General features: G+C 46.1%; 12 protein-coding genes and 1 rRNA gene. 11 read left to right on the top strand and 2 right to left on the bottom strand.

Annotated features, from left to right (window positions below; genetic code table 11):
* A 5S ribosomal RNA gene (gene rrf / locus JOD82_RS11455) occupies nucleotides 1-86 on the top strand; the annotation flags it as partial.
* 180 nt (nucleotides 87-266) lie between these two features.
* On the opposite strand, the gene JOD82_RS11460 is transcribed toward rrf, so the two are convergent.
* Nucleotides 267-425, bottom strand: a complete 159-nt coding sequence (locus tag JOD82_RS11460) for a hypothetical protein (RefSeq protein ID WP_165147892.1) — start codon at nucleotides 423-425, stop codon at nucleotides 267-269.
* Nucleotides 426-720: 295 nt separating this feature from the next.
* Between JOD82_RS11460 and JOD82_RS11465 the strand changes: the two genes are divergently transcribed.
* The 5 genes from JOD82_RS11465 (at nucleotide 721) to JOD82_RS11485 (ending at nucleotide 7,002) form a co-directional block, all read left to right on the top strand.
* Nucleotides 721-2,052 (top strand): extracellular solute-binding protein, encoded by a 1,332-nt coding sequence (locus tag JOD82_RS11465; protein WP_203055953.1) that lies wholly within the window; start codon nucleotides 721-723, stop codon nucleotides 2,050-2,052.
* 228 nt (nucleotides 2,053-2,280) lie between these two features.
* Complete coding sequence (locus tag JOD82_RS11470; RefSeq protein WP_069010721.1) at nucleotides 2,281-3,171, top strand: carbohydrate ABC transporter permease; 891 nt, start codon at nucleotides 2,281-2,283, stop codon at nucleotides 3,169-3,171.
* Between the two features lie 5 nt (nucleotides 3,172-3,176).
* The gene (locus JOD82_RS11475; RefSeq protein WP_069010722.1) at nucleotides 3,177-4,010 is read left to right on the top strand and encodes a carbohydrate ABC transporter permease; all 834 of its coding nucleotides are present in this window, start codon (nucleotides 3,177-3,179) and stop codon (nucleotides 4,008-4,010) included.
* A gap of 30 nt (nucleotides 4,011-4,040) precedes the next feature.
* Nucleotides 4,041-5,837, top strand: coding sequence for a cache domain-containing sensor histidine kinase (locus tag JOD82_RS11480; protein ID WP_069010723.1), 1,797 nt, complete (start codon nucleotides 4,041-4,043; stop codon nucleotides 5,835-5,837).
* Nucleotides 5,818-7,002, top strand: coding sequence for a response regulator (locus JOD82_RS11485; protein WP_029514654.1), 1,185 nt, complete (start codon nucleotides 5,818-5,820; stop codon nucleotides 7,000-7,002). The genes JOD82_RS11480 and JOD82_RS11485 overlap by 20 nt, the downstream gene beginning before the upstream one ends.
* A 72-nt stretch (nucleotides 7,003-7,074) precedes the next feature.
* On the opposite strand, the gene JOD82_RS11490 is transcribed toward JOD82_RS11485, so the two are convergent.
* A complete protein-coding gene (locus JOD82_RS11490; RefSeq protein ID WP_029514655.1) occupies nucleotides 7,075-7,980 on the bottom strand; it encodes a LysR family transcriptional regulator in 906 nt (301 codons plus the stop codon).
* Nucleotides 7,981-8,140: 160 nt separating this feature from the next.
* Between JOD82_RS11490 and JOD82_RS11495 the strand changes: the two genes are divergently transcribed.
* The 5 genes from JOD82_RS11495 (at nucleotide 8,141) to JOD82_RS11515 (ending at nucleotide 12,302) form a co-directional block, all read left to right on the top strand.
* The gene (locus tag JOD82_RS11495; protein WP_209949228.1) at nucleotides 8,141-8,731 is read left to right on the top strand and encodes a flavin prenyltransferase UbiX; all 591 of its coding nucleotides are present in this window, start codon (nucleotides 8,141-8,143) and stop codon (nucleotides 8,729-8,731) included.
* A gap of 28 nt (nucleotides 8,732-8,759) precedes the next feature.
* The gene (locus tag JOD82_RS11500; protein WP_029514657.1) at nucleotides 8,760-10,178 is read left to right on the top strand and encodes a non-oxidative hydroxyarylic acid decarboxylases subunit C; all 1,419 of its coding nucleotides are present in this window, start codon (nucleotides 8,760-8,762) and stop codon (nucleotides 10,176-10,178) included.
* Between the two features lie 41 nt (nucleotides 10,179-10,219).
* A complete protein-coding gene (locus JOD82_RS11505) occupies nucleotides 10,220-10,444 on the top strand; it encodes a non-oxidative hydroxyarylic acid decarboxylases subunit D (protein WP_039270242.1) in 225 nt (74 codons plus the stop codon).
* A 71-nt stretch (nucleotides 10,445-10,515) separates the two neighbouring features.
* Nucleotides 10,516-10,977: a pyridoxamine 5'-phosphate oxidase family protein gene (locus tag JOD82_RS11510; protein ID WP_209949230.1), complete on the top strand. Its 462-nt coding sequence runs from the start codon at nucleotides 10,516-10,518 to the stop codon at nucleotides 10,975-10,977.
* A 164-nt stretch (nucleotides 10,978-11,141) separates the two neighbouring features.
* Nucleotides 11,142-12,302 carry a serine hydrolase domain-containing protein gene (locus JOD82_RS11515; protein WP_209949232.1) on the top strand — a complete coding sequence of 387 codons (1,161 nt, stop codon included), beginning with the start codon at nucleotides 11,142-11,144 and terminating at the stop codon, nucleotides 12,300-12,302.
* Nucleotides 12,303-12,517 lie beyond the last annotated feature (215 nt).

The raw sequence follows: 12,517 nt of genomic DNA on the forward strand, positions 1-12,517 counted from the left end.
TACCCATCCCGAACACGACCGTTAAGCCCTCCAGCGCCGATGGTACTTGGACCGCAGGGTCCTGGGAGAGTAGGACGTCGCCAAGCACGATAAAAAGAGCACAGCCCGTTAAGGCTGTGCTCTTTTTCCTATAACCGATTTATTTATCATTCACCTGAAAGATCACCATTATGGATTCGGTCAAAAGTTTTATGGTATCTTGGTTGTCCTTTATATAGTGGTGCCTAGTCAGCATTTTTAACTGAGGACAGTATTAACTGGGGCAGTTAATCTATTTCAACCTGTTCTGTCTGAAGGACACTCAAGGCTTGAAGTTTACGGGTAATTTCTTTTTGCCACTTGGTATCTCCGACTTGTACGGCAAGATTGAGAAGGTCCAAATAATCATCAATATGCAGGGAGGTTTTACTGAAAGTTTCTTTCACTGTGGTCCTGCCTCCTTTAAAGTCTATGTGTATTTATCATTTAATAATGATAATCATTATCAAAAAAACAATCTTATTCATATTATGCCTGTGTTCTAGATAAATTGCAAGTTATGATATGAATGAATTTTGAAGCACGCAAATGAGGGCTTGAAAAAACAAACCCTTCTCCTTAAGTTCACGCATTGTTCACGTCTTTTCTATGGAACATAATGAAAAGAACAAGCGGGCATTGAGTGTCCACCAATAAGGAGGGCAAATTGCGCAATGCTTCAACAAGAGGAGGAAAAAGACCATGAGCAGAACAAAAATGAAAGCGTTTGCTATTATGATGGCGAGCGCCTTGGCATTGACGCTGGCAGCTTGTAATAACGGACAAAGCGCAAGTCCGGGAAATTCAGGAGAACCGAGCAAAGGCACCGCAACGAAAGATGTTACGATTACCTTTCAGAACATCAATCCTGATCCGAGCACCCCTTCGTACAAAATGATTAAGCAAATTGTAGGTCAATACGAGCAGGATCATCCTCATGTCAAAATTGAATTGGATTCGCTAAATACAGATCAACAAAAGCTTAAGCTGAAAACACAGGCAGCGGCGAAGGAAGTGCCTGATATCACGATTGTAAACCCTGCTGCACAGATGAAGCCATTCGTAGATGCCGGGCTGCTAGCTCCATTAAACGATGTGGCTGATAAAGAGGGGTTAAAAGATACGTTCCAGAATGGACTTCTTAATTACTATAGCTTCGACGATAAGCTCTACGCTTTTCCGGACGGCAACAATATAGAAGTGGTGTTTTACAATAAGGAACTGTTCAAGCAGGCGGGAATCCAGAAGTTGCCGACCACCTTTGACGAGCTGATTACGACGGTCAAAACGCTGAAGGCGAAGGGAATTACTCCGATTGCCATTGGGGAAAAGGATTCATGGACGGGGTCCCTCCTTTTTATGAACATTTTGTTGCGTACGAATGAAGGACCGAATTTTCTCAATGATGTACTGGACGGCAAAAAGACGTTTAACGACCCGGCTTTTGTGGAAGCGGTGGATGCATTTCAGGAATTGGTGCAGGCAGGAGCCTTCCCGGATGGAGCTACGTCTATTGACTACAATGCAGGTGGTAATATTTTTAAAACAGGAAAAGCCGCGATGTATATCATGGGTACATGGGAAACGGGGTCAATTGATGCTTCTTCGGTAGCGGGTAAGGTAGGAGCGTTTCAATTCCCTACGGTGAATGGCAAGGGTGATGTGAATGAGTATGTAATTGCGCCGGGCAGCGCATTTGCGGTATCTGCGAACAGTGAACATTTACAGGAGACGAAGGATTTTCTGCATTATTTTGTTAAGGAGATGCCCAAAATTCAGTTTGATCTGAAAAATGCGATTGGCAGCGGTCAGAAAATGAAAGGTGATCTGAAGGAAGCGGGCTACTCTGAGTTAGCGATTAGTCTTAATGAGCTGTTCAAGAATGTAAAAGGGGGCGATCTCGCTTTTGATAATACGATGAATCCGGCTATTGCGCAGGCGCATCTGAGTAGCATTCAAAACCTGTTCGTACAAAAAGAAGACTCCGCACAAGTTGCCAAGGAACATCAAAACACTTTTGAAGCGAATAAATAAGTGAGGATTTTACAAAAATCCAGTAAGCGACTTTCGATGAACAGTATATAGATCGAAATGGCCTAGTTCATCTAGATATTGCACTTTGGAGTGACTGGAATGGAATTTTGCAAAATCCCGAAGTAGCAGGCACTAGGGAGGGGGCGGAATGCTTCTTCCCTGATTGGAAATCATGTAGGTTGTACATCCTCAGAAGATGTTCAGAATCAACATAAAGGAGATTAGAGCATGAATGTACTGAAGGTGCCAGCACGTACCATTGCCGTTTTCGTGCTACCCTGCCTGTTGTTGTATACCTGTATGGTATTTGTTCCAATTTTGGTGTCGGTATATTGCGGATTGCTGGATTGGAACGGAATCGCCGAGGCAAAGTTTGTGGGGCTGGCTAATTTTGAGCGGATTTTCACATCAGATTCAGTGTTCTGGCCATCCGTGAAACGGACTATGATGTTCGCTGTGTTTTCCATGCTGGAAATTCCGTTTTGTCTGCTGCTGGCGATCTTGCTTAATCGCTATGTGCGTAAGGCCAATACGCTGGTAACGATGTATTTTCTGCCGGTTATTCTGTCGGTGGTCATTATCGGGCAGCTGTGGAAGACGATCTATAATCCAGCCTCGATGGGTGGAATGCTGAACGGTATTTTGCTGGCGATTGGGCTGGAAAGCTGGACACGCTCATGGCTGACGGAACCGCTGATCGCGATGTACGCCCTCTATTTTGTATCGTTATGGCAGTATTTTGGCTATCATTTGCTTATCCAGTTTACCGGGGTACAAAATATACCGAATGAGCTGTACGAAGCAGCCAAAATTGATGGAGCTGAAGGATTCAAAGCAGACCGCTATATTACGCTGCCGCTCATTGTACCTATTTTCAAGATATCAATTGTATTAGCATTTATCGGCTCCCTGCAATCGTTTGATTTGATTTGGGTGATGACGGGTGGAGGACCAGCCCATGCGACGGATACAGTATCTACGTATATGTACAATATGTCCTTTTTATCGATGAAATACGGATATGGCAGCGCATTGGCTTCAATTCTCGTAGTGATTTGCTTGTCATTTACAATTGTGATAAATTTTGTTTTCAAACGAATCGAAAATAAGGTAAGCTAAAGGAGATGGAACTGTTGAATGTCTTGAAGAAAACGGGAGTCTTTTCCTTATTGGCAATCTTAATGGTCACGCAGCTGTATCCACTCTTTTGGCTTCTGACCTATTCGTTGAAGACAAATGAAGAGATATTGAGCTCAAGCTTCTTTGCACTCCCTCAAGTGCCTCAGTGGCACAACTATCAGGAAGCCTATGAATCAGGGAGCTACTTGCGTTATTTAGGAAACAGTGTGCTGGTAACCGGGGTTACGATGATTTTCGTCATTTTATTAAGCTCGATGACTGCTTATGCGATTACACGTTTTCGTTGGCGCTTCGGGGCTGTTGTGCTGACCATGTTTCTGATCGGGATGATGATCCCGATGCAAGCTACACTACTGCCGCTGATGGTGATGTTTAAAAATGTCCATATTCTGAATACGTATTTCTCATTGATTTTACCCTACATTGCTTTTCAGACACCGATTGCGGTCTTCATCCTATCCGGCTTTATGCGGTCCATTCCCCACGAAATTGAAGAGTCCGCTTACATTGACGGAGCGAGCATTTATCGTATTTTCCGCAGTGTAATCTTACCCATCTCGATTCCGCCTACCATGACGGTATGTATTTTAACTTTCATTAATATCTGGAATGAATACATTATGGCTGCCACCTTTATCTCGTCCGAGAAGCTCAAAACTCTCCCTTTCGGCGTATATACGTTCGTCAGCCAGTATTCTGTGAACTACGGTAATATTGGCGCTTTTCTAGTCATGGGTGCCTTACCGGTCATTATTATTTATTTTGTTCTGTCCGAAAATATCACCAAGGGCATGGTTGCGGGAGCGGTTAAAGGATAGGCGGCCGATGCGAAAGGAGCGCAGAGAGGTATGATGCGCCGTTTTCAATCCATTCAATACCGCTTGTTTGTTCTGTTCCTATTAAGCATGTCGGGCATTGTGCTGGCGGTCAGTCTATTATTTTACAACCGTACTACGGTGCAGTTCCATGATAAGGTCAGCGAGCTGGCGCGTAAAAATGTATCCCAGACGGCAGGACTGTTCGAATTGCTGCTCGGCAGCTATAATAGTCTCTCCAAATCAATCAGCAACAATATGGATTTGGTTCGTCTGTTGACGACGGATAGTATTGATTTACCTGCTGTCAATTACATCAACGAACGTACGATTACGAATATTCTGGGGGCTATCTATTATTCGCGTGAAGATCTGATTGGCATCCATGTCATCACAGACACAGGCAAGGTATATAACTATGGCAATTATATGAATGTCATTGATACTCATTACGAACAGACGGAATGGTATAAGGAAATTCGAAAGTCGGCGGGAAAAATTGCATGGCTGGGCGTGTATCCTCACTCTGTCATTGATCAGGTGGAAACCAGACCCGTATTTGCGTTTGGACGGCAGCTCTATGATTTGGATGAGCACAAGCCGATTGGTATTGTCTTGTTTGAGGCTGAGCCGGGTTCTGTTTTGTCGGCTCTCCACAATTTGCGGTTAGGTACCAATAGTCAGGTATATCTGCTGGGTCATGAAAATCGAATTGTGTCGGCCACTTCCCCTGATCCGCCACCGGATTTGCGAAATCTAGAGCAGCAGGTGCCAGAGGGGGAAGTTATTGTAAATCGAAGTAATGAGAATGTTGTAATCGCTTCCAAGTTGCCGTTTGCCGACTGGTCTGTGATTAGTGTGACACCTAGTGAGGATCTGAACGTGGAGCTGGTGCAAAATCAAAGGTACCTATTTATCGTGGCACCTATACTTATTATTGTGTCGGCGTTAATTGCGTCCATCGTCTCCAGAAGCATTTCCCTTCCGCTCAAGCGAGTCATTCGGGAGATGAAGCGAGTAGAGACAGGGAATTTCCGCCATACGGTAAACACCAAATCCTATGAAGAAATCAATCAGTTAGCTACTTCCTTTAACCATATGGTAAGACGAATTGCAGAGCTAATCGAGCTGGTGCGTATATCATCGGTCAGTGAAAAAAATGCGGAGCTACACGCGCTACAGACGCAGGTCAATCCACATTTTCTGTATAATACGCTGGATATGATCTATTGGATGCTGGACGAAGAGGGGCAGGATCAGCTCGGAGAGGTGATTCTCTCCTTATCCCATATGTTCCGTTACAGTAGCCATTGGGAAGAGGGGGCTGATGTAAGCCTTCGTGAAGAAGTGGAGCAGGTTGGCCACTATCTCACCATTATTCAAGCTCGGCTGGAGGGCAGGGTATCTGTAGACATTAGCATTAATGAACGATGGATGGATATCCGCTTGCCAAAAATGACCTTACAGCCCTTGATTGAAAATGCGGTGAAGCACGGACTGGAGCCTCTTCATGCGAATACAGGTGGCAAGCTGCTCGTCAGAGCGGAGGAATATGAGGGTGTATTGAGCCTGCACATCATCGACAACGGTGCAGGGATGGAGTACGAACGATGGGAGGTGGTCCAGGTCGCTTTGGCAGAACCCGGCAAACAGGCGGGCAGCGGGCAGGCGGGAGGCATCGGCCTGCAAAACCTAAATTTACGGCTACGGCACATGTTCGGAGAAGAGTACGGCCTACGGATCTCTAGCGCACCTGGGGCCGGAACAACAGCCACTGTAAGTGTGCCTCTGCCACAGAAGGAGGAGAAACATGAATATTCTGATAGCTGACGATGAAAGTATGATACGGCAGGGGATTCGGCGTACCATTGGCCAAGCTCTACCCACCTGCGGCATTCATCTCGCTGCTTCCACCGAGGAAGCAGCAGGCATTCTGGCGGAGCATCCTGTAGATATTGTATTAACTGATATCCTGATGCCTGGCATGGATGGTCTGGAATTCATGCGTATTTCTAAGCGAAAGCATCCTCATCTGCAGTGGGTTGTCATTTCGGCCCATTCCGACTTCCATTATGCACAAAGAGCAGTAAAGCTGGGTGCCAAAGACTACCTGTTAAAGCCGATTGGTAAAAGAAAGCTGCTGGAATGCATTGAAATGTTGGCAGCCGAGGCGCTTGTAGCCTCGCAGCAGGCGAACGAGGGTAGGCTTCTCAAATCCAATATGGTTTATTTGCGTGAGGCCGTTTTCCAGCGCTATGCCCTTGGATTGGATACTGGTAAGCTGGATATACAGCCTTTTGTCGAAAATTATCCGGAATTCCATCTCTTCATGGTTCGCATGGAACCTGATCACAAGCAGACACATCTGGAGCATTTTATGATTGAAAATGTACTGTCCGAACTCGTTGAGGCAGGGGGCAGCGGCTTTGTCGTTAGTCTAGACCGCCATAGTCTGCTGGGTATTGCAAGGCTAAGGAGTGAGGCAGAGGCCGCACGGCTAGAGACGTTGCTCGAATCCCATTTGAAGCGTTATGTGAAGGTGCCCCTACAAATTACACGTTCGGGTGTTCATCACAATTTTGCTTCCATACCTGAAGAGGTGGCGCGGCTAAGACGTACGCCAGAGGAGATTGCAGCCGCAGCAACGGATACAGGAGAATGTCTCCGCAAAGGCATGCATACGGTAGATGTGGCGTTGCAATACATTCGGGCTCACTTTACAGAGGAGCTGTCACTTGAAAAAGTGGCCTCAATTGTATTTTTAAATCCGGTGTATTTTAGCCAGTTATTTAAGCAAAAGACGGGACAAGGCTATAAGGATTACGTCATTTCCTTGCGTATGGAGGAGGCGAAGCGGTTGCTCAGTGATCCTCATTTGCGGCTGGCTGATATTTCAGAGCGGATCGGCTATCAGGATATGCGGCATTTTACACAGGTATTCCGGCGCAAATGTGGAATGACTCCAACCGAGTATCGACATCAGGGAGTCAAGTAAGGCGATATCAACGACCGAATGAAGGAAGTTTATCCAGCATCAGACTGTTTCAGGAGTAGAGCGGTAGAGCATCTACTCGGGAACAGTCTTTTTTGTGTTTTCAGCTTGTAGCAGTTCAACCAATTTGCGAGCTGCATTGGATAAATAACGATCCTTGCGCCATACGACGGCAGGCCGTGTGAAGGGGAACGGCTCCTTAATGGAGAGTGTGCGAAATCTGTCCCCGTATTCTTGTCCCAAGCCAGCGTCTGGAATGATGGTAATTCCCATGCCTGTGGAAACGAGCGAGAGAATGGTCGATATTTCAGGACAGTCCAGTACGACACGCGGAACAAGATGGTGTTCCTGAAATTTGCGTATGACGGTTTCGTATAGTCCGTGTCCCTCTGTTCGGCGTCCCAGCAAGAGGTCATAGTTGGCAGCTTCTTGTAACGTAATTTCCCCACTGGGATGACGATCTGCCCATTCAGACGGAAGTACGGCAACAAAGGAAACGCCCTCCAACTCAATTGAATGGTACGATTTGTCATCTACCGGAAGCAGCAACAGGGCCAGATCCACTTTATTTTGGTGCAGCAGCTCTTCCAGATGATGTGTGTCTCCGTGTCCTATTTTAATGTATACCTCTGGATAATCCTGATGAAAGCGGCTGAGTTGTTCAGTAATCAGAGACATACAGGCGGATGACGTGCCTATAGCAAGTGTGCCGGTTACTTTGTTTTCAAACTCCCCAATTTCTCTACAGGTGTCCTCCATTTCAGCCAATAATCGTTTGGCGCGTGTATACAGTGTATACCCGGCCTCGGTAACTTCCCACTTCTTTCCTTCACGGTAAATCAGCTTTACGCCAAGCTCGTCCTCCATATTTTTGAGTTGTTGACTCAGTGGAGGCTGGGCCATGTTGAGCGTTCTGGCAGCCTTGGTGATTTGCCCATCCTCCACGATGACACAAAAGTAATGCAGATGCTTCATATCCATTGGGATTCCTCCTTATTTCTAAACAACGCTTCAATTAGGATACTTTTAAAGTATGTATTACATATATTATATATATTTTTCGTGTGCAGGGAACAGGCGTATAATTTTTGACAGTAATGCATGGGTGAACATAAAACGATGGAGTGGAAGGAGGGGACATATGAAAAAAATGATTGTAGGAATATCGGGAGCGACAGGGTCGATCTTTGGTATCCGTATATTGCAACAATTACGAGAGGCTGGAGTTCAAAGCCATCTGGTACTATCCCCGTGGGCTATTGCGAACATTCCCTATGAGACAGGCTATACGGTGAAGGAAGTGGAGGCAATGGCGGATGCAGTCTACTCGTATAAGGATCAGGCTGCGCGTATTTCCAGCGGCTCCTTTCGGGTAGACGGTATGGTCGTCGCTCCTTGCAGCATGAAGACTCTTGCCTCTATTCGTATCGGTATGGCGGACAACCTGCTCACCCGATCAGCGGATGTGATGCTGAAGGAGCGAAAGAAGCTACTGCTCATGACCAGGGAAACACCATTAAGCAGTATCCATCTGGAAAATATGCTGGAGCTGTCACGTATAGGCGTGATGATCCTGCCGCCGATGCCTGCCTTTTATAATCATCCTGCAAGTATCGAGGAATTGGTAGATCATATTGTTTTTCGCGTATTAGATCAGTTCGGTATCGTCACAACCGCAGCCAAACGATGGGATGGAATGAAGCAAACTGACTCCAGACTGCACCAGAATTGAGAAATCGAAAGACGAAGGAGAATGAATGATGGCTTATAAAGACTTTCGCGATTTTCTAAACACCTTGGAAAAGGAGGGACAACTACTCACGATCAGCGACGAGGTAAAGCCGGAGCCAGACCTGGCGGCAGCTAACAAAGCATTAAGCAATCTTGGAGATAAGACACCTGCGCTCTTTTTCAACAATATCTATGGATATACGGATGCTCGTATTGCAATGAATGTGATGGGCTCCTGGCCCAATCATGCCCTTATGATGGGAATGCCAAAAAATACGCCGCTGAAGGAGCAGTTTTTTGAGTTCGCCAGACGCTATGAACAATTTCCGGTGCCCGTGAAGCGGGAAGAAACGGCTCCTTTTCATGAAGTCGAGATTACAGAGGATATTAATTTGTTTGATATTTTGCCGTTGTTTCGTTTGAACCAGGGGGACGGAGGATTTTATCTGGACAAAGCGATTTTAGTTTCACGCGATCTGGATGACCCGGACACCTACGGTAAGCAAAATGTCGGCTTGTACCGGATGCAGGTGAAAGGAAAGAACCGTTTGGGCATCCAGCCTGTACCACAGCATGATATTGCGATCCATATCCGTCAGGCTGAGGAACGCGGCGAAAATCTGAAGGTGGCTATTGCCCTCGGATGTGAGCCTGTTATTACAACGGCTGCTTCTACACCGCTGCTGTACGATCAATCCGAATATGAGATGGCTGGGGCCATTCAGGGTGAGCCTTATCGTGTGGTCAAAGCGAAGGACGCAGATCTGGATCTGCCTTGGGGAGCCGAGGTCATTTTGGAGGGCGAAGTGTTGGCAGGTGAACGTGAGTATGAAGGTCCATTCGGTGAATTCACAGGTCACTATTCCGGCGGTCGCGCGATGCCAGTCATCCAGATTAATCGTGTATATCACCGCAAACAGCCTATCTTTGAGCATCTGTACATCGGGATGCCTTGGACGGAAACGGATTATATGATCGGTGTGAATACAAGTGTACCGTTGTTTCAGCAGCTTAAGGATGCTTTTCCTAATGAAATCGTAGCCGTTAATGCTATGTATACGCATGGGCTGGTCGCTATTATTTCCACGAAAACCCGGTATGGCGGCTTTGCGAAGGCTGTGGGAATGCGTGCGTTAACGACTCCGCATGGATTGGGGTATTGCAAGCTGGTGATTGTGGTGGACGAGGGGGTCGATCCGTTCAATCTGCCGCAAGTCATGTGGGCTTTATCCACCAAGCTTCATCCAAAGCATGATGCTGTCATTGTTCCTGGCTTATCTATTTTACCGCTTGACCCCGGCTCTGATCCGGCAGGCATGACGCACAAAATGATACTGGATGCGACGACACCTGTAGCACCGGATATTAGAGGCCATTACTCGCAGCCGCTCGATTCCCCGCTGGGTGTAGCGGAATGGGAGAAAAAGTTGAGCCAAATGCTTCGCTAAATATTTTTAAAAACAAAGAAAGATTAAAGGAGTGCTGACAGATGCATATTTGTCCCCGTTGTGAGTCCAATCGTTCAGAAGTTGTTTCCCATTCGCCGGTTAAAGATGCCTGGGAGGTTTTGTTGTGCCCTGTATGCCTGTTCACATGGCGAACCTCAGAACCGGATAGCATTACGGATCCAGCAAAGTATAAATCGGCGTTCAAGGTAAACCCCAAAGATATTCCGAATGCTGCTCATGTTCCTCCTATTCCAGAGCGGATATAGGGTCGTTCGTAAGTAGCCGTAAATTATGGTACTTTGAAGTTATAGGCCAAAAGTAAAGGGGATTATACTTCATGCAGACACCAAGGATCGGTAAGGAACTGTTCACGCTACTGGACGGCAAGGCATTGGAGAACAAGCAGCATGAAGCCATGATGCTGCTGACGGTCACGGAAGATCAGTGGCCGCACATAGCGATGATTAGTGTGGGCGAGGTTGTAGCGCTGGACGAGGGGAATCTGCGTCTGGCCCTATGGCCGGGTACGACCACGACGAGCAACATGATCCGCACTGGGAAGGCGACGCTTGCGGTGTTTACCGGGGGGAAGGCGCATTATGTGCGGTTGTCACTGGAACATCTGCCTGCTTTGCCCGGAGCCAAGCATGTACGTGAGCGATTTGCGGCTCATGTTTTTGCAGCCAGAGAGGATTCGGCCCAATATGCGGATATTTTGACAGGTGTCACGGTTCGTCTCAAGGAACCGGAATCGGTGATCCATCGCTGGAAGGAAACGGTGGCTGAGCTGTTAATGTAAAGCCATCTGATTATGATAAATAATCTATGTATTTACCAAGTTTACCGTTAAAATAAATGCGAGGGAATAAGCGCTTACAAGAAATCACGCTGAACTTGTTGGAACAAGAATTAGAGCGCGAGGGGAAGCTTGTTTCTTTTGAAGGAAAAATAGGAGGGATGAATATGTCTCGTTTTGACAAGGTAGATCAGCTATTGCAACAATTTATAGCAAATGGGCCGGCAGGTTGCGGTTGTGCCATTGCCCAGAATGGTGAAGTGTTGTATGAAGGGTATCATGGATATGCTGATCTGGAAGCCCGAAAACCAATCACTGAGGATACAGTGTATCGCTTGTTTTCCATGACAAAGGTTGTTGTCTGTGCGGCTGCACTTATGCTGTACGAACGTGGGCAATTTTTGTTGAATGAACCCTTGTATGAATATTTTCCCGAATATCGTAATGCGCATGTATTCAAAACCGCTCCTAACGGATACACCTACGTGGATAAGGCAGAGAATCCCATTTTAATCAAGCATATATTCAATATGAGTATGGGTCTTCCTTACGCTTCCGAGTCTTCAGAAACAGGAAAAGCTATGCAGAAGGCCATTGCAGGATTAAAGGAAAAGCAGGGGAAATATGACCTACGCACAGAAATTGAAGCGCTTTCTGAAGTTCCACTTGCGTTTGAGCCCGGAACACGCTGGTTATACGGATATGGACATGATTTTGTTGCAGGTCTTATTGAAGTGATTTCAGGTAAATCAGTAGGACAATTTTTAAAGGATGAAATCTTTGATCCACTTGGAATGAACAATACAGGTTACCGTTATCGTGGAGATATTGAATCGCGGATGGCCTCCATGTATCAACGGACAGACGCCGGAAAACTTGAAAAAATGGAGGGTTTCCTGGATGAATATCATCAGCCAGATGCTATATATGAAGGCGGAGGCGCAGGTTTATATTCGACAGTCAAAGATTACCTCACATTTTCACAAATGATGTCAAATGGCGGCACGGTAAACGGTGTGAACTTATTGGGGAGAAAAACCATTGATTTAATGCGCACCAATCATCTGAATACAGCTCAACTATCGGATTTCATCAATTCATACCATACAGGTTATGGCTATGGACTTGGTGTACGCACGTTAATGGATAAAGCGGCTGGGCATGCAAACAGCTCGATTGGAGAATTTGGCTGGACGGGAATGGCAGGCACCTGGGTTTCTATAGATCCGAGCGAACAATTCTCCGTCGTATATATGCATCAGCTCGATCCCAATATGGAAGAGTACCATCATTTGAGAGTTCGCGCGGCAGCTTATAGCTGTTTGTAAATGCGGGATTGTGGATCTGTTGTGAAAACTCTTCACTATGGCTCTGAAGCTACACAAATTGTAATGTCTAAATCTTTATCAGAAATGATCTAGTTAATAAGGACCAAATTTCCCTCGAAGCCTAAACTATTCTTTTCCATATGACGACATAAAACGTAGGTATAAGGATTTTGCGAAATCCGTAATTTAAGTTTTGAAATGGGAGGGAATTAGAT

Source organism: Paenibacillus sp. 1182 (assembly GCF_017833915.1).
GTDB classification, from domain to species: Bacteria; Bacillota; Bacilli; order Paenibacillales; family Paenibacillaceae; genus Paenibacillus; species Paenibacillus polymyxa_D.